Source organism: Sphingomonas sp. RS2018, from assembly GCF_054489605.1.
In genome coordinates this window covers 682,742-699,545 of the sequence record NZ_JBTMWL010000001.1, presented here as the reverse complement: position 1 = coordinate 699,545, position 16,804 = coordinate 682,742, and the positions used below count along the sequence as shown (strand labels likewise).

Sequence of the window (16,804 nt, the reverse complement as noted above, 5' to 3'; positions counted from 1 at the left end):
TGCGGTCACGGCGCGTCTTTCTGCGGGTGGAGCGATGTCCCGGCGCGGCCCGACCGGAACGATCCGGGCCATGTCAGCGGATTGAGCGTCGCCGATCCGTCGAGCGAGAAGGTGATGAACTCCGCCCGCCCGCCGATATTCTCCCACGGCACCGCGCCGCCCAGCCCCTCTTCGGCGGCCGAGAAGCGGCTGTCGGCGGAATTGTCGCGGTTGTCGCCCATCAGGAAGACATGGTCGGCGGGCACGACGGAGGGGCCGTAATCGTCGCCCGGCGACCACCCCATGTCGATCGTGTCGTAGGATCGCCCGCCCGGCAGCGTCTCGCGGAAGATCGCGACCCGGCAATAGGCGCGACCGTCGCTGCCCGTCACCTGCACGTCGCGATCGCCGGTGCATTTGGTGTTGGCGTCGACCGGAATCAGCCGGTCGCCCATCGCCCGGCGCGGTACCGCGCGGCCGTTCAGGTACAGCACGCCGCCCTGCACCTGGATACGGTCGCCCGGCAGGCCGACGACGCGCTTGATCCAGTCGACCTTGGTGCCCGGCGGCGTCACGATCACCACGTCGCCCCGCTCGGGCATCGATCCCAGCAGCCGCCCCTTGATCGGCGGCAGCAGGTGGAACGTCGGCGTCACGAACGAATAACCGTAGGGAAACTTCGTCACGACCAGCCGGTCGCCGACCAGCAGGCCAGGCATCATCGATTCGGACGGGATGTAGAACGGCTTGGCGACCAGGCTGTGGAAGCCGAGCACCGCCAGCACCAGCCACACGATGCCCTTCACCTCCGCCGCCCAGTCGGTGCGGCGGGCGGGGGCGGTCGTCTCGGCATCGTCGCGGGCGTCGATCGCGCGCTCGTCGGTCATCGCATTTCCTCGATCGCCTCGATCACGACGAAGGCCTGGGCCCAGGGGTGGTCGTCCGTCAGCGTCAGATGTATCCGGGCGACGTGGCCCGCCGGGGTGATAGCGTCAAGCCTCGCCTTGGCGCCCCCGGTCAGCGCCAGCGTCGGCGCTCCGGTGGCTGCGTTGACGACGCCGATGTCGCGAATGAACACCCCGCGCTTGAATCCGGTCCCGACAGCCTTCGAAAAAGCTTCCTTGGCGGCGAAGCGCTTGGCGAGCGTCCCCGCCTTCGTGAACGGCCGCGCTTCCGCCTTCGCCAGTTCGACGTCGGTGAAGACGCGTTGTTCAAATCGCGATCCGAAGCGCTCGATCGACGCCTTGATCCGCTCGATGTTGCACAGGTCGGAGCCGAGACCGATAATCATCCGCGCGCCGCGTCCATCAGGTCGCGCATCCTTCGCACCACCGGGGCCAGTCCCTCGAAGATCGCCTCCCCGATCAGGAAGTGGCCGATGTTCAGCTCGGCCAGCTGCGGGATCGCGGCGATCGGCGCGACATTGTCGAACGTCAGGCCATGTCCGGCATGCACCTCGATGCCGTTCTTCGCGGCCAGTGCCGCGGCATCGGCGATGCGGCGCACCTCCTCGGCCTGCGCCTCGCCCGACAGCTCGGCGTAACGACCGGTGTGCAGTTCCACCACCGGCGCGCCCAGTCGGATTGCGGCATCGACCTGCTCCGCCGACGGCTCGATGAACAGCGACACACGGATGCGCGCTTCGGAGAGCGCACGCACCATCGGCGCCAGATGATTATGCTGGCGCGCGGCATCCAGCCCGCCCTCGGTCGTCCGCTCCTCGCGCCGCTCGGGCACGATGCAGGCGGCATGCGGACGATGGCGCAGCGCGATGGCCAGCATCTCGTCGGTCGCCGCCATCTCCAGGTTCAGCGGGATCGGCAACCCATCGGACAGCCGCGCGATATCGTCGTCGGTTATGTGCCGCCTGTCCTCGCGCAAGTGCGCGGTGATACCGTCCGCCCCAGCCGTGGCCGCGATCAAGGCCGCCCGCACCGGATCGGGATAGCCGCTCCCGCGAGCATTGCGCACGGTCGCGACGTGATCGATGTTCACACCCAGGCGCAGGTGACGGGTCATGGGCAGGCCGCCGCGCTGAGCAGGTCGTGGACGAAGCCGCGCCCTTCCCAAACCTCGCCCAGCGGAAAGTCGTCCGACGAGCGGTTGGAGAAGACGATCACGATCAGGTCGTCGTCGGGAAGGATATAGTTGCGGGCCTGAACGCCACCGATCTCGCCATCGCGCTGAACGATCCGCTTGGGCGCTGCGCAGCCTTTCAACCGTCCCGGAAACACCCACTGGCCCACCGCCTGATAGCTGCCGTTCCCCTCGGGCGTCCACAGCTCGGCAAGCGCCGTCGGCGACAGCAGCTTGCCGGTCATCAACGAACGATCGAAATCGAACACCGCCCGTGCCGTACCCATCAGGCCACCCGCCGCACCATAGCTCGCCAGCTGAAACGCCGGCTCCGCCTTGCCGCCCACGAACCCCGGCACGCCCAGTTCGCCGCGCACCGCCATCGCCATGCCCCTGGGCCACGGCCGGTCGACTGCACGGCCGTTCACGAACGCGTGAATCGATTCCGCGACGAGATAGTCGCAGTTGTTGTACGAGAACGCACCGCCGGGCTGCGATTTCGCGCGCAGGCAGTATGACATGTCCGGCTCGACCGCGCTGTAGAATGCCGGCACCCCAGCAGCGGTGGCAGGCGAATCATCGGGATTGGCAAGACCGCTGTGATGGGTAAGCAGTTGGCGCAGCGTCAGCTCTTCAAAACCGGCGGGCAACATGTAATCCAGCATCGGCGCAACCGGCTGGTCGAGCCTGCCCGCGAACTGCTGCACCAGCAACGCCGCGGTCACTTGCTTGGAAATGGACGCCAGGCGCCAGCGCTCGCCCGCCCTGTGCGCCGCACCGCCGGCCGGCGCGACCGTGCCATAGCCACGATCAAGCAGGATCCGCTCGCCCCGTGCGACCAGCATCTCGCCGGCGAGATTGTAACGCCGCGCGACCTGATCGGGCGTCTCCGCCGGCACCGCCGTCGTGGGCCGGGCGGATTGCGCCCCGACCGACAACGGCGTCAGCGCAAGCGTCGCCGCGACGAGGCGGCCGAACGCTGTCACGCCGCCCGGCTCCCCGGCTTCACCGCCGGAACCGCCGCCAGTTCGGGCGGCAACGCGTGCGCCTCATAGCTCGGCACGTCGAGGCGGATCAGCGGGAAGAACGGCACGTCGAACGCCGCCTTGCCGTTCGACCGGTCGACCAGCGCCGCTGCTGCCACCACCTTACCGCCCGCCGCTTCTATCGCGGCGATCGCCTCGCGCGACGACAGGCCGGTCGTCACGACGTCCTCCATCATCAGCACGCGGGTGCCGGGCGTCAGCGCGAATCCGCGGCGCAGTTCGAAGGTGCCGGTCGGCCGTTCGACGAACATCGCCGGCACGCCCAGCGCCCGGCCCATCTCGTGCCCCGCGATCACGCCGCCCATCGCCGGCGCCACCACTGCTTCGATCCCGAGATCAGCGGGGATGCGCGCCGCTAGCGCCCCCGCCAGCCGCGCGGCACGGTGGGCGTCCATCAAGACGCGCGCACACTGAAGATAGCGTGGGGAGCGCAAGCCAGAGGACAAGATGAAGTGCCCTTCGAGCAGGGCGTCGGCGGCGCGGAACTCGTCCAGGATGTCGTCGTCAGTCATCAGGATGCCCGCCATAGGATCGCGCATCGGCGCGCACAACAAGGTGCGCTTAAAAAGGGTGCGCCACGGCGCTTGAGGCGCAGGCATCGCCCGCGTATAGGCCGGCAGCAACAGCCTTTTCGCAAAAGGCCCGCGCGGCGCGTCTATGGTGTCGCCGCTCAGGGAACAGGGACTTGCTCGACACGATGCGCACGACGGGTTTGAAATCGATCATCGCCGCCGCCGGGCTGGCGCTGGCCAGCACCGCCGCCTTCGCCGCGGCGCCGGCGAACATCGCCGCTCCGGTGGCCGCGCCTGCCGCGCAGCCCCAGACCGCGGCTCCCGCCGCGCAGCCGACGCCGGCGACCGTGCCCGCACCTGGCACCATCGCGGCGCCGACGACGGCGAAGCCAGCCGACCCGACTCTCGCGGCCGACGGTACGCAGCTGGTGAAGCCGGTGCCGCATGTCGGCCAGCCGACCGACGGCGCGTTCGACATCCAGACGCAGGTCACCAAGAACGGCGAGTACGCCAAGCATTTCCACAACGCGATCCTGGTGCCGCTCATCACGGTCATCTCGCTGCTGGTGCTCGGCCTGCTGATCTACGCGATGTGGCGCTTCCGCGCGAAGGCGAACCCGAACCCGTCGAAGACCAGCCACAACACGCTGATTGAGGTCATCTGGACGCTGGCGCCGGTCCTGATCCTGGTGGCGATCGCGATTCCCTCGATCCGCCTGCTCGCGGCGCAGTTCAAGCCCGCCCCCGCCGGCGCGATCACGCTGAAGGCGACCGGCAACCAGTGGTACTGGACCTACGAATATCCCGATCATGGCGGCGTGCAGATCACAGCCAACATGCTGAAGGAAAAGTCGGAGGTGCCGGCCGGCACCCGCTATCGCACCGACGCCGACGGCCCGCGCCTGCTGGCCGCCGACAATCGCATCGTTCTGCCCGCGGGCGTACCGATCCGCCTCATCACCACCGCCGCCGACGTGATCCACAGCTGGGCGGTCCCCGCCTTCTGGATCAAGCTCGACGCGATCCCCGGCCGCATCAACGAGACGAGCTTCACCATCGACAAGCCCGGCCTTTACTTCGGCCAGTGCTCGGAGCTGTGCGGCGCACGTCACGCCTATATGCCGATCGCCGTCGAGGTCGTGACCCCGCAGCAGTTCGCGGCATGGATCGCGGCGAAGGGCGGCACGATGCCCGGCGCCGGCGCGCCGGCTGCGTCTGGCGCCGATGCGACCGACGACACCGCGACTCCCGCCGCGGCCGTCGTGCCCGGCAACAGCAGCGGCGCGCTGGTCAACACGACCGACGCCCCTGCAACTTCCAATCAGGCCGCGACCGCGAACAGCGGTGCCGGCGGCAACCTCGGACGCTGAGCCATGACCGATACCGCACTCAACCCCCAGGCGTTCGACGCGCACGGTCATCACGGCCATGCCGACGGGCATGCGCATCATGACGCCGACCACAAGCCCGGCTTCTTCGCCCGCTGGTTCCTGTCGACGAACCACAAGGACATCGGCACCCTCTACCTGATCTTCGCGATCATCGCGGGCATCATCGGCGGCGGGATCTCGGGGCTCATGCGCGCCGAGCTGATGCATCCCGGCATCCAGTACCTCCAGGGCTGGTCGGCGATGCTGCACGGCGGCGAGACGTCGTTCGATGAGGCGCTGCACTTCTGGAACGTGCTCATCACCGCGCACGGCCTCATCATGGTGTTCTTCATGGTGATGCCGGCGATGATCGGCGGGTTCGGCAACTGGTTCGTGCCGATCATGATCGGTGCGCCGGACATGGCCTTCCCGCGCATGAACAACATCTCGTTCTGGTTGCTGGTGCCGTCGTTCGCGCTGCTGCTCGCTTCGCCGTTCTTCGGCGGCGCCGGCAACGGCTGGACGCTCTACGCACCGCTGTCGACCTATGGCGAGCCGGGGCCGTCGACCGACATGGCGATCCTGTCGCTCCATCTCGCGGGCGCCTCGTCGATCCTTGGCGCGATCAACTTCATCACCACCATCTTCAACATGCGTGCCCCCGGCATGACGCTGCACAAGATGCCGCTGTTCGTGTGGTCGGTGCTGGTCACCGCCTTCCTGCTGCTGCTGGCGCTGCCGGTGCTCGCCGCTGCGATCACCATGCTGCTGACCGACCGCAACTTCGGCACGACGTTCTTCGATCCGGCCGGTGGCGGTAATCCGGTGCTGTATCAGCATCTGTTCTGGTTCTTCGGCCATCCCGAAGTGTACATCATGATCCTGCCGGGCTTCGGCATCGTCAGCCAGATCATCGCCACGTTCAGCCGCAAGCCCGTCTTCGGCTATCTCGGCATGGCCTATGCCATGGTCGCGATTGGCGTCGTCGGCTTCGTGGTGTGGGCGCATCACATGTTCACGACCGGCCTCAGCGTGAATACGAAGATGTACTTCACCGCCGCGACGATGGTCATCGCGGTGCCGACCGGCATCAAGATCTTCTCGTGGATCGCGACGATGTGGGGCGGCTCGCTGCGGTTCCCGACGCCGATGGTCTGGGCGATCGGCTTCATCTTCATGTTCACCGTCGGTGGCGTCACCGGCGTCGTCCTCGCCAATGGCGGCGTGGACGATTACATGCAGGACACCTATTACGTCGTTGCCCACTTCCACTACGTGCTGTCGCTGGGTGCGGTGTTCGCGCTTTTCGCTGGCTTCACCTACTGGTTCCCGAAGATGACGGGCCGAATGATGAATGAGGTGCTGGGCCAGCTGCACTTCTGGGTGTTCTTCGTCGGCGTGAACATCCTGTTCTTCCCGATGCACTTCCTCGGGCTGCAGGGCATGCCGCGCCGCTACCCGGACTATCCGGACGCCTATGCGCACTTCAACAACGTCGCCACGATCGGCTACATGATCATGGCGGCGGGTATGGTGATCTTCTTCGTCAACCTGTTCTACTCGCTGTTCGCGGGCAAGCCGGCGGGCGACAACCCCTGGGGCGACGGTGCCACCACGCTGGAATGGACTCTGTCCTCCCCGCCGCCGCACCATCAGTTCGAAACGCTGCCGACGATCGACTAGGGCGATAGGTGCGTAGCGAAAGCTACGCACCGGTGCGGCAAGGCCGCAAGCGCCCGTCCGGCTATGGGATTCACTCCCCTCGCCCGAGCCCACAACCAAAAACGCCCCGGTAGCGATACCGGGGCGTTTTTGCGTCTAAGGCGGAACAGGCCGCCCTCCGTGCCGGTTAAGCGAGCCCGACCCATTCCCTCAGGAGACTTCCATGCCCGCCGACCAGCTCGACATCGACATGTCCTCGCTCTTCGACAACGTCGACGAGCATCAGGTCGAGTTCGACGGAGAGGTCGATGGCGAGCCCTATAGCTTCGCCGTTCAGTATGGCGTGTTCGAGGCCCTGACCGGGTCGGCCCCCGACGACGACGCCGTCGAGAGCTTCAACCGCCTGATCGACGTGGTCCGCGACGCCGCGCTGTCCGCCCTGTCGCGCGACGGCGACCAGGATCCCGTAATCGTCAGCGAGGCCGATCTCGATATGTAATGGCGTGATCCGCCACCAAATATCGCCGATGATTAGTGAGATTTCCTAAGACAGATTGGCGACACTGCTGTCGCCAAACCGCAAGCCCTTTGTAATTGCAGTGTATTATAACACTGGCACACGTCCTGCTTAGTGAACGGTGCGCAATCGAGCGCATCGGTCGCTAAAGGGAGACATCACATGCACCGGGCTTTCGCCATCATCGCCGCCACCGCTGGCATCCTCGTCGGCACCGCCGCGACGGCCAACACACCCAAGCCGCGCGCCTTCGATCCGATCACCGCCAGCTACCAGCCGAAGACCGGCAAGGCCTGCATCCGCACCGGCTGGGGCCACGCAACGAACACCTCGAACCGTCTCGTCCGTCAGGGCGACTGCCACGACGTCGCCGCCTGGCGCCAGCGCGGCATCGCGTTCGACGTACCGAAGCAGGTGACGACCTCGGTGGAAATCGCCGCACGGTGATCGCCTGCGGGCAGGGATGCGGCGGCGCAATCGCCACCGCATCCCGAAGCCCGTGACCAACCGGTGATCCGCGCCACCTTTTACAGCGCGGCACAACGGCTTATAGGCGCCCTCACATCATGAGCGCCGCCGACACCCCGATCACCCTCCCCGCGGAGTGGCGCGACTTCCTCGCCCTCACCAAACCGCGCGTGATGACCCTGGTGGTCTTCACCGGCCTGTGCGGCCTGCTGGCCGCCCCCGGCCATGTCGATTTCGTCATCGGCTTCACCGCCATCCTCTGCATCGCGCTGGGCGCAGGGGCAGCGGGGGCGCTCAACCAGTGGTATGAGTCCGACATCGACGCGATCATGAAGCGCACGCAGGGCCGCCCCCTGCCCGCCGGCCGCATGGATCGCCAGGCGGCGCTGCACTTCGGCGTCGGCCTGTCCGCCTTCTCGGTCATCCTGATGGGTCTCGCGGTCAACTATGCCGCGGCCGGCATCCTGCTGATCTCGATCCTGTTCTACGTCCTGATCTACACCGTCTGGCTGAAGCGCCGCACGCCGCAGAACATCGTCATCGGCGGTGCGGCCGGCGCCTTTCCGCCGCTGATCGGCTGGGCGGCGGCGACGGGTCAGGTCGCGCTGCTGCCGTTCCTCCTCTTCCTCATCGTCTTCCTGTGGACGCCGCCGCATTTCTGGGCGCTCGCGCTGTTCGTGAAGACCGATTACGCCAACGCGGGCGTGCCGATGCTGCCGGTCGTCGCGGGCGAGCGCATGACCCGAACGCAGATCGGCCTCTACACCATCCCGATGGCGATCGCCGCGGTCGCGCCCTGGCCGCTCGGGCTGACCGGCGCGGTCTATGGCTGGTCGGCGGTCGTGCTGAACGCGATCTTCGCCGTGCTCGCCGCCAATGTCGCGACCCGCACGACGCAGACCGGCGACACGATGCAGCCCGAGAAGCGGTTGTTCAAATTCTCGCTTTTCTATCTCGCCCTCATATTCGCGGCCGTGGTGGCCGACAGGTGGACCGCATGACGCCCAAGGACCAGAACGACCTGCGCGCACGCCAGCGCAGCCGCGCCCGCGTGATGGCGCTGCTGCTCGGCGCCTTTTGCCTGCTGATGTTCTTCATCACGATCTCGAAAATCCGCGCCGGGATGGCGATGTGACATGAAGCGCACGCACCGCACCGCCCTGCTCGCCGCGATCGGCGTCTGCGGCATGACCGGTCTCGGTTTCGCCAGCGTGCCGCTGTACCGCATGTTCTGCGAGGCGACCGGCCTCGATGGCACCACCAACCGCGGCAATGCGGCACCGGGCAGCACCGGCCGACGGATCACCGTCGCCTTCGACAGCAATGTCGGCAAAGGGCTGAACTGGGCGTTCAGGCCCGAGCGCGAATCGGAAACGATCGACATCGGCGCGCGCGACATGGCGTTCTTCACCGCCACCAACCGCGCCGCCACCCCCGTCACCGGTACCGCGACGTTCAACGTCATGCCGGCGCAGGCGGGCAAGTATTTCACCAAGATCGAGTGTTTCTGCTTCACCGAACAGACGCTGAAGCCTGGCGAGACGGTGCGGATGCCGGTCATCTTCTTTATCGATCCGAAGATCGCGAACGATCCGGATGCGCGCGACATCGACAAGGTGACGCTCAGCTACACCTTCTATCCGGTCAAGAAGCCGGCCTGACCACGCACCCACCCGCTTGCCCTCGCTGGCGGCGGTGCTTAGAGCGGCTGGCAAACTCGCGAACAGGGACGCCATCATGGCCGGTGCCAAGAACCACGACTATCATATCCTTCCCCCCAGCCCCTGGCCGCTGATGGGATCGCTGACCGCCGGCCTGCTGGCGGTGGGCGGCCTGTTGTGGATGAAGGAACAGCCGTTCGGTCCGTGGGTCTTCGCGCTCGGCATGGCCGGCGTCCTCGCCACCATGTATTTCTGGTGGGCCGACGTCATCAAGGAGGCGCATGCCGGCGATCACACGCCGGTCGTGGCGCTCCACCTGCGCTACGGCATGATCCTGTTCATCGCTTCCGAAGTCATGTTCTTCGTCGGCTGGTTCTGGGCGTTCTTCGATTTCTCGCTCTTCCCGGCGATGGTCGGGTACACGCCGGGCGCGCATGGCGAGGCGGGCTCGGTCGAACTGCTGACCGAAGGCGTCGCGCAGTGGCCGCCCAAGGGCCTCGAAGTCATCAACGCCTTCGAACTGCCGCTGCTCAACACCTTCATCCTGCTGCTCTCGGGTACGACGGTGACCTGGGCGCATCACGCGCTGATCCACGGCGACCGCGACGGACTGAAGAAGGGCCTGTGGTGCACCATCCTGCTGGGCGCGCTATTCAGCAGCATCCAGGCGTATGAGTACATCCACGCGCCGTTCCCCTTCAAGGGGCTGAACTACGGCGCCGCCTTCTTCATGGCGACCGGCTTCCACGGCGTGCACGTGCTGATCGGCACCATCTTCCTCGCCGTCTGTCTGGTGCGCGCGTACAAGGGCGACTTCACGCCGCGCCAGCACTTCGGTTTCGAAGCCGCCGCCTGGTACTGGCACTTCGTCGACGTCGTGTGGCTGTTCCTGTTCGTCACCGTCTATGTCTGGGGCGGCTGGGGTGCCCCGGTCCACGGCTGACGTGGACGAGCATCCCACCGATCCGGCGGCGGCTGCCCAACCGAAGGGCGCGCCGCCCTCCATCGTCGAGGCGGGTGTGAAGGGTCTGTGTCCCCGTTGCGGGGCGCAGACCCTTTTTGCGGGCGTCGCACGCTTCGCCGAACGCTGCGGGGCATGCGGGCTGGATTACACTGCCTTCAACGTCGGCGACGGTCCCGCCGCGTTCCTGACATTGGGCGTCGGCACGCTCGTCACGGTGCTGGCACTGGTCACCGACGCGGTGTTCACGCCGCCGATCTGGCTGCACCTCATCATCTGGCCGATAGTGACGCTGGCCGCAGTCGTCGGCGGGCTTCGCTTCGCCAAGGGCGCGCTGATGGCGGCGGAGTATCGCAACTCGGCCCGCGAAGGCCGGCTGAGCGATCCCGAATGAGGCGCCTGCCGATTCTTCCCACGTTGATCGTGGCGCTCGCGGTCGCGACGATGATCGCGCTCGGCGTGTGGCAGCTCGAACGCCGTCAGGAAAAGGCGGTCGCGCTCGCTACCCTCGCGACCAATATCGCGCGCGCGCCGATCGCTTTCCCCGCCGCCGGCACCGGCGACAGCTTCCTGTTTCGCCGGGCGACGATCGACTGCCGGAGCATCGACGGCGTCTCCCGCCAGAGCGGGCGCACCGCCGAGGGCCGCCCCGGCTGGCGGGTCGTCGCCACCTGCCGCACCCCCGCCGGCCCGGTCCCGGTCCAACTCGGCGTCGCCGCCGAGCCGCAGGGCACGCCGCCGCAGGCAGCTGGCCGGATTGCCGGCTACATCAGCCACGCCCCCGATTCGCGCCCGATCATCGCCGGCCTGTTCGATCACAGCGCGAAGCGCCTGATGCTGATCGCCGCCACGCCCGCACCGGGCCTCGCCGCCAATCCCGGCCCGGACCTGTCGGCCGTGCCGAACAACCACCTCGCCTACGCCGTCCAGTGGTTCCTGTTCGCCGCCATCGCCGCGGTGATCTACGGGCTTGCGCTGCGTCGCCGCGGGCACCGGGCCGGTTAGAACCGGGCGATACATGCGGCGGGTCGGTGTTGATCCACGCTGGATGTGGATGTGTTTCGAGCGCGTGACATCCTTAGTCCAAGCCGTGCTCCCGCGCAGGCGGGAGCCCAGGGTTTCGGGCGAGCCCACACGTTGTATTGCTTGGCCCTGGGTTCCCGCCTCCGCGGGAACACAAAAGCTCGACCCGCCCGCAACCCCCTGTCCTACATCGCCCCGATCTGCTTCACCTCTGCCGACGGACACGCCACCGCGCCCAAAAGCGGCAAAAGTGACAAGAGGGGACGAATGCAGCGCGTTTCCGTAAACTTTAGCTTGGCGGACCGCCCTCAATGCCCCGCCAACCTAAGCTTTCTTGCCGCCCGCGCGGTCGCCCGCTAGGCGGCGGGGCCATGCGCTACATCAGCACCCGCGGCGGCGCCGAGCCGCTCGACTTCCGCGACGCGACCCTCGCCGGTCTCGCTTCCGATGGCGGCCTCTACGTTCCGGAGACGTGGCCGACGCTGAGCCGCGAAGAGATCGCCGGGCTCGCCGGTCTCTCCTACGCCGAAACCGCGGTCCGCATCATGACGCCGTTCGTCGGCGACGCGCTGAGCGAAGCGGAACTGCGCACGATGTGCGAGGCCGCCTATGGCCGCTTCAGCCACGCCGCCGTCACCCCGCTGGTGCAGCTCGACGCGCGTCACTTCCTGCTCGAACTTTTCCACGGGCCAACATTGGCGTTCAAGGACGTCGCGCTCCAGTTTCTCGGGTTGCTGTTCGAACGCTTCCTCGACGGCTCCGGCCAGCACCTGACCATCGTCGGCGCGACCAGCGGCGATACCGGCTCGGCGGCGATCGATGCGCTGGCCGGTCGCGCCGGCGTCGACATCTTCATGCTCCACCCGCAGGATCGCGTCTCGGACGTGCAGCGCCGCCAGATGACGACGGTGCTCAGTCCGAACGTTCACAACATCGCCATCGATGGCGACTTCGACCAGGCCCAGGCGCTGGTGAAGGCGATGTTCAACGACGCCGCCTTCTCATCGCGCTTCCAGCTGAGCGCGGTGAACTCGATCAACTGGGCGCGGCTGATGGCGCAGGTGGTCTATTATTTCTACGCCGCCGTCCGCCTCGGCGCGCCCGATCGCGCGATCGCCTTTTCCGTGCCGACCGGCAATTTCGGTGACGTCTTCGCCGGCTACGCCGCGTCGCGCATGGGCCTGCCCGTCGCGAAGCTGATCGTCGCGACGAACATCAACGACATCCTGCACCGCGCGCTGTCGTCGGGCGACTATTCCGCCGGCACCGTCACGCCGACCGCCGCGCCCAGCATGGATATCCAGGTCAGCTCGAACTTCGAACGCCTGTTGTTCGACCTGAACGGCCGCGACGGCGCGGCGCTCGCCGAACAGATGCGCACTTTCGAGAAGACGCGGGCGATGCGTCTGACCAACGCGCAATCCGAAGGCGCCGCCGCGCTCTTCGCCAGCGACCGGATCGATCCCGCCGACATGGCGCACGCGCTGCAATGGGCGTGCGCGGAGGCCGGGCAGGTGCTCGACCCCCACACCGCGATCGGCCTCGCCGCCGCTCGCCGCGCCGACCTGCCCGCCGATGTGCCGGTCGTCACGCTTGCGACCGCCCACCCGGCGAAGTTCCGCGATGCGGTGGAGCGTGCGACCGGCGTCCGCCCCTCGCTCCCGGCGCGCGTCGGCGACCTGTTCGATCGCGAGGAGCGCTACGCGACGCTCGACGGCAGCTTCGATGCGGTCACCGCCTATATCGCCGAACGGGCGGTCGCGCGCGCGTGACGCCGACGACGCTCATCGGCGAGCCCTGGGCCGATTATGGCCTGATCGATTCGGGCTATGGCAGGAAGCTGGAGCGCTACGGCCGCTTCCGCTTCATCCGCCCGGAGCCGCAGGCGATGTGGGCGCCCGCCAGCGACGACTGGCAGGCGGACGGCGAGTTCATCCCAGGCGCGGACGAGGATGGCGGCGGTCGCTGGGATCTGTCGCGCGACGTGCCGGGCGGCTGGCCGCTGGCGTGGCGGGAGGCGCGCTTCACCGCCAGCAACACGCCGTTCCGCCACCTCGGCTTCTTCCCCGACATGGCCCCGGTGTGGGACTGGATGCGCGGCCGGATTGAGGGAGCATCTGATCCGGAGTGCCTCAACCTGTTCGGCTACACCGGCGTCGGCACGCTGGCGCTATCGGCGGCCGGCGCGCGCATGGTGCATGTCGATGCGTCGAAGAAGTCGGTCGATGCCGCCCGCGCCAATGCCGCGCTGTCCGGCATGGACGACCGCCCGATCCGCTGGCTGGTCGAAGATGCCGGCAAGTTCGTCGCGCGCGAGGTGCGGCGCGAGCGGCGCTACGACGGCATCATCCTCGATCCGCCCAAATGGGGCCGCGGGCCGAACGGCGAGGTGTGGAAGCTGGAGGAGGGGCTGCCCGGCCTGGTCGCCGACTGCCGCCGGCTGATCGATGCCGATTCGCGCTTCCTGTTCCTGACCGTCTACGCCGTCCGCCTGTCGGCGCTCGCGATCGGCGAGTTGGTGCGTCAGGCGTTCGCCGACCTCCCCGGCACCGTCGAATGCGGCGAGCTGGGCGTGCGCGAGGAAGCGCGTGGTCTCATCCTCCCCACCGCCATCTTCGCACGGTGGAGCCGCTAGTCCCGCGCCATCCGGATCGCCGCCCCCGCGACGAATGGCGCCCCCGCCACCAGAAGCAGGCTGACCGCCCCCAGCAGCTTCAGCGCCCCAACCCCGCCCCCGATCGACCCCGCGCCGAAGATCAGCAGCGGCACCGCCAGCGGCAACATCACCAACCCCGCGACCGCCCCCGCGCCCCGCAGACCCGCGACCAGCGCCGCCGTCGCCACCCCCAGCGCGGCGAGGCCCGGCGTTCCGATCAGCAGCCCCACCTCGACCCGCACCAACACCGAGCCCGACAATCCGAGGAGACCCGCCGCCGGCACCGCCGCCAGCATCAACACCGGCGCGAAGCCCAGCCAGTGCCCAACGATCTTCGCCGCCGCGACCAACGCCATCGGCACCCCCCGCACCGCCAGTTGGTCGAGCACGCCCCCCTCGACATCCGGCACCACCAACCGCTCGACCGGCAGCAGCGCGGCGAGCAGCGCCGCCGCCCAGATCACCCCGCCCCCGACCCGTCCCAGCAATGCGGCGTCCGGCCCGATCGCAAACGGAAACAGGATCGCCACCAGCAGGAAGAACGCGACCGGCAGCAACATGCCCCCGCCCGACCACGCACGCCGCACCTCCCGCCAGGCGATCGCCGCGAAGATCACAGCGCCAGCACCCGCGCGCCCGGCACCTCGATCGGCAGATGCGTGGCGATCAGTGCGATGCCCCCCTGCGCCCGGTGCCGCGCCACCAGCCCGGCGAGCATGTCCACCGACGCCGCGTCCAAACCATTGGCCGGCTCGTCTAGCAGCCACATCGGCGCCCCGCCGGCAACGACCCGCGCCAGCCCGGCGCGCTTGCGCTGCCCGGTCGACAGCCACCGCACCGGCACATCCGCCGCGTCCGATAGCTGCACGGCCGCCAGCGCGCCCGCGATCGCATCCTTTCGCCCGTCGATCCGCGCCCACCAGCCGAGCGCGCGCGCCAGCGGCAGTTCGCCGTCCAGCGCGGTCGCCTCGTTCAACAGCGCTATTTCGCCCGTCCGCTCGACCCGGCCGGCGGCGGGGGGGAGCAGGCCGGCGGCGATGCGGAGCAGGCTCGACTTGCCGATGCCGTTCGGGCCGGTCACCAGCGCCGCCTCGCCCGCTTTCAGGGTCAGCGACACGCCTTCGAACACGATCCGCCCGCCGCGCAGGCAGGCGACATCGGCCAGCGCCAGCACGGCGCTCACCCCGCCTGATCCTCCAGCGCATGCATGTCGTCGTCGGACAGGCCGAAGTGATGGCCGACCTCGTGGACGACGATGTGGTGGACCAATGTTGAGAGATCGTCGCCGTTCGCCGCCCATTCGTCGATGATGGCGCGGCGATAGAGGTGGATGCGGTCGGGCAAGGCGCCGGTGTCGAAGGAGGATTTTTCCCCCACCGGCCGCCCGGCGTAGAGGCCGGTCAGGTCGTAGGGATCGTCGATCCCGAGCGCATCCAGCGTCTCGTCGTCGGCCCACTCCTCGACGATCAGCACGACGTCGGCGAGGTGGTCGGCGAACGGTGCCGGGATCCGCGCCAGCGCAGCCTGGGCCAGCGCCTCGATCTGTGCCGCGGTCGGCGCTGTGCGGTCTTGCCCGGTCATCCGCGCCGACATAGGCATGGCCGCACCACGGCGGCAAGAAGGGCAAGCGATGATCGAGGCGTTGAACGAGGCGGAGCGCGCCGACGCGCTGGATGCGCTGGCCGACTGGGATTACGACGACGCACGCGACGCGATCGGCCGCAGCTTCACCTTCGAGAATTTCAGCGAAGCCTTCGCCTTCATGACGCAGGTCGCGCTGCTTGCCGAGAAGGCCGACCATCACCCCGAATGGTCGAACGTGTACAACCGTGTCGATATCGTCCTGACCACCCACGACGCCGGTGGCCTGTCGTCGCGCGATGTCGATCTGGCCAACAAGATCGACGTGCTGGTCGACTGATCGAAAAGCGCCTGAAGTTACGGAAACGCGCTGAATTCGTCCCCTGTTGTCAACTTTGTCGGTGTCCCGCCGAAGCCAGCCGACCGGATGAAGCAGATCGCCGCGATGTAGGACAGCGGCTTCATCGCCTACCCGCCCTGACGCCGCATCATCGCGCGCAGCCGCCCCGGCAGCCAGCGCGCCGCGAAGCGCATGCGGCCGGCGGTGCGGCCGATATAGGTGAACAGCGCGTCGCCATGGACCGCGCGCCATGCCGCATCTGCGACATCCTCCGCGCTCGACAGCTCCAGACCCGCGCCGGTCACCGTCTCGCGGATCGTGCGGTTCGAACCCGGGATGCCGTGCGCCAGCAGCGGCGTATCGATGAAGGCCGGAACGATGGCACGCACGCGGATGCCGTCGCGGTGCCATTCGCCGTCCAGCGCCTCGGTCAGCGCGCGTACGCCGAACTTCGTCGCGGAATAGACGGCCAGCCCCGCCGACCCGTAGATCGCCGACGCCGAGGCGGTATTGAGCAGGCACGAGTCGGGCGTCGTCTTCAGATAGGCATGGCCGATCCGCGCGCCGTTGATCGCGCCGGTCAGGTTGATCGCGACGGTGCGATCAATCAGGTCGAACGGTGCGTCGGCGAGCGGACCGCCCATCGGGATGCCGGCATTGTTCGCCAGCACGTCGAGCCGCCCCGCCATCCCCGTGAAATCGTCGAGCGCCGCCACCCAGGCCGCCCGATCGCGCACATCCATCTTATAAGTGTCCGCCCCCGCCGGGAGGGCAGCGGCGGTCACGGCAAGCCCCGCCGCATCGATATCCGCAAGCCCGATCCGCCAGCCTTCGCGCGCGAACCGCGCGGCGATGGCGCGGCCGATGCCCGATCCTCCGCCGGTGATGAAGATCGCCCGCATCCTTAGCCTCTCCTTTTGACGTCGGCCGCACCCTCGCCCACAGTCGGCGC

Annotated in this window: 22 protein-coding genes; 13 read left to right on the top strand and 9 right to left on the bottom strand. The window is 68.1% G+C overall.

Features of this window, described 5'->3' with window-relative positions; translation table 11 throughout:
• Positions 1-5: 5 nt before the first annotated feature.
• Genes lepB through pyrE form a run of 5 tightly spaced genes read right to left on the bottom strand, consistent with a single transcriptional unit; the run spans position 6 to position 3,613 of the window.
• Positions 6-866, bottom strand: a complete 861-nt coding sequence (gene lepB, locus ACX40P_RS03545; RefSeq protein WP_459124898.1) for a signal peptidase I — start codon at positions 864-866, stop codon at positions 6-8.
• On the bottom strand, positions 863-1,270 hold the full coding sequence (gene acpS / locus ACX40P_RS03540; RefSeq protein WP_459124897.1) for a holo-ACP synthase: 408 nt from the start codon (positions 1,268-1,270) through the stop codon (positions 863-865). Before acpS ends, lepB begins: the two co-directional genes overlap by 4 nt.
• Complete coding sequence (locus tag ACX40P_RS03535; protein WP_459124896.1) at positions 1,267-1,998, bottom strand: pyridoxine 5'-phosphate synthase; 732 nt, start codon at positions 1,996-1,998, stop codon at positions 1,267-1,269. The genes acpS and ACX40P_RS03535 overlap by 4 nt, the downstream gene beginning before the upstream one ends.
• Entirely contained in the window at positions 1,995-3,041 is a 1,047-nt protein-coding gene (locus ACX40P_RS03530; protein WP_459124895.1) for a serine hydrolase domain-containing protein, read from the bottom strand. Before ACX40P_RS03530 ends, ACX40P_RS03535 begins: the two co-directional genes overlap by 4 nt.
• On the bottom strand, positions 3,038-3,613 hold the full coding sequence (gene pyrE, locus ACX40P_RS03525) for an orotate phosphoribosyltransferase (protein ID WP_459125232.1): 576 nt from the start codon (positions 3,611-3,613) through the stop codon (positions 3,038-3,040). The genes ACX40P_RS03530 and pyrE overlap by 4 nt, the downstream gene beginning before the upstream one ends.
• 185 nt (positions 3,614-3,798) lie before the next feature.
• Between pyrE and coxB the strand changes: the two genes are divergently transcribed.
• The 12 genes from coxB (at position 3,799) to ACX40P_RS03465 (ending at position 13,910) form a co-directional block, all read left to right on the top strand.
• Positions 3,799-4,983: a cytochrome c oxidase subunit II gene (gene coxB / locus ACX40P_RS03520; protein WP_459125231.1), complete on the top strand. Its 1,185-nt coding sequence runs from the start codon at positions 3,799-3,801 to the stop codon at positions 4,981-4,983.
• A gap of 3 nt (positions 4,984-4,986) precedes the next feature.
• Positions 4,987-6,666: a cytochrome c oxidase subunit I gene (ctaD, locus tag ACX40P_RS03515; RefSeq protein WP_459124894.1), complete on the top strand. Its 1,680-nt coding sequence runs from the start codon at positions 4,987-4,989 to the stop codon at positions 6,664-6,666.
• Positions 6,667-6,868: 202 nt separating this feature from the next.
• Entirely contained in the window at positions 6,869-7,144 is a 276-nt protein-coding gene (locus ACX40P_RS03510) for a hypothetical protein (protein ID WP_459124893.1), read from the top strand.
• A gap of 180 nt (positions 7,145-7,324) precedes the next feature.
• A complete protein-coding gene (locus ACX40P_RS03505) occupies positions 7,325-7,609 on the top strand; it encodes a hypothetical protein (protein WP_459124892.1) in 285 nt (94 codons plus the stop codon).
• Positions 7,610-7,728: 119 nt separating this feature from the next.
• On the top strand, positions 7,729-8,631 hold the full coding sequence (locus tag ACX40P_RS03500) for a heme o synthase (protein WP_459124891.1): 903 nt from the start codon (positions 7,729-7,731) through the stop codon (positions 8,629-8,631).
• Positions 8,628-8,765 (top strand): hypothetical protein, encoded by a 138-nt coding sequence (locus ACX40P_RS03495; RefSeq protein WP_459124890.1) that lies wholly within the window; start codon positions 8,628-8,630, stop codon positions 8,763-8,765. Before ACX40P_RS03500 ends, ACX40P_RS03495 begins: the two co-directional genes overlap by 4 nt.
• Before the next feature lies 1 nt (position 8,766).
• Positions 8,767-9,291 carry a cytochrome c oxidase assembly protein gene (locus tag ACX40P_RS03490; protein WP_459124889.1) on the top strand — a complete coding sequence of 175 codons (525 nt, stop codon included), beginning with the start codon at positions 8,767-8,769 and terminating at the stop codon, positions 9,289-9,291.
• A gap of 76 nt (positions 9,292-9,367) precedes the next feature.
• Positions 9,368-10,234 carry a cytochrome c oxidase subunit 3 gene (locus tag ACX40P_RS03485; protein WP_459124888.1) on the top strand — a complete coding sequence of 289 codons (867 nt, stop codon included), beginning with the start codon at positions 9,368-9,370 and terminating at the stop codon, positions 10,232-10,234.
• A 1-nt stretch (position 10,235) separates the two neighbouring features.
• Positions 10,236-10,646 (top strand): DUF983 domain-containing protein, encoded by a 411-nt coding sequence (locus ACX40P_RS03480; RefSeq protein ID WP_459124887.1) that lies wholly within the window; start codon positions 10,236-10,238, stop codon positions 10,644-10,646.
• Positions 10,643-11,257, top strand: coding sequence for an SURF1 family protein (locus ACX40P_RS03475; protein ID WP_459124886.1), 615 nt, complete (start codon positions 10,643-10,645; stop codon positions 11,255-11,257). The genes ACX40P_RS03480 and ACX40P_RS03475 overlap by 4 nt, the downstream gene beginning before the upstream one ends.
• A 389-nt stretch (positions 11,258-11,646) precedes the next feature.
• Complete coding sequence (gene thrC / locus ACX40P_RS03470; protein WP_459124885.1) at positions 11,647-13,047, top strand: threonine synthase; 1,401 nt, start codon at positions 11,647-11,649, stop codon at positions 13,045-13,047.
• Positions 13,044-13,910, top strand: coding sequence for a class I SAM-dependent methyltransferase (locus ACX40P_RS03465; protein ID WP_459124884.1), 867 nt, complete (start codon positions 13,044-13,046; stop codon positions 13,908-13,910). Before thrC ends, ACX40P_RS03465 begins: the two co-directional genes overlap by 4 nt.
• Here the strand turns inward: ACX40P_RS03465 and ACX40P_RS03460 are convergent.
• From ACX40P_RS03460 to ACX40P_RS03450, 3 genes are read right to left on the bottom strand one after another with little or no spacing between them, the layout of a single operon-like run.
• On the bottom strand, positions 13,907-14,548 hold the full coding sequence (locus ACX40P_RS03460) for a heme exporter protein CcmB (RefSeq protein ID WP_459124883.1): 642 nt from the start codon (positions 14,546-14,548) through the stop codon (positions 13,907-13,909). The two genes, ACX40P_RS03465 and ACX40P_RS03460, sit on opposite strands and share 4 nt — an antisense overlap.
• A complete protein-coding gene (ccmA, locus tag ACX40P_RS03455; protein WP_459124882.1) occupies positions 14,545-15,114 on the bottom strand; it encodes a heme ABC exporter ATP-binding protein CcmA in 570 nt (189 codons plus the stop codon). The genes ACX40P_RS03460 and ccmA overlap by 4 nt, the downstream gene beginning before the upstream one ends.
• Complete coding sequence (locus tag ACX40P_RS03450; protein ID WP_459124881.1) at positions 15,111-15,512, bottom strand: metallopeptidase family protein; 402 nt, start codon at positions 15,510-15,512, stop codon at positions 15,111-15,113. The genes ccmA and ACX40P_RS03450 overlap by 4 nt, the downstream gene beginning before the upstream one ends.
• A gap of 49 nt (positions 15,513-15,561) precedes the next feature.
• On the opposite strand from ACX40P_RS03450, the gene ACX40P_RS03445 reads away from it, so the two are divergent.
• Positions 15,562-15,852 carry a 4a-hydroxytetrahydrobiopterin dehydratase gene (locus tag ACX40P_RS03445; protein ID WP_459124880.1) on the top strand — a complete coding sequence of 97 codons (291 nt, stop codon included), beginning with the start codon at positions 15,562-15,564 and terminating at the stop codon, positions 15,850-15,852.
• A 128-nt stretch (positions 15,853-15,980) separates the two neighbouring features.
• Here ACX40P_RS03445 and ACX40P_RS03440 read toward each other — a convergent pair whose 3' ends face one another.
• The gene (locus ACX40P_RS03440; RefSeq protein ID WP_459124879.1) at positions 15,981-16,754 is read right to left on the bottom strand and encodes an SDR family oxidoreductase; all 774 of its coding nucleotides are present in this window, start codon (positions 16,752-16,754) and stop codon (positions 15,981-15,983) included.
• Between the last annotated feature and the right edge of the window lie 50 nt (positions 16,755-16,804).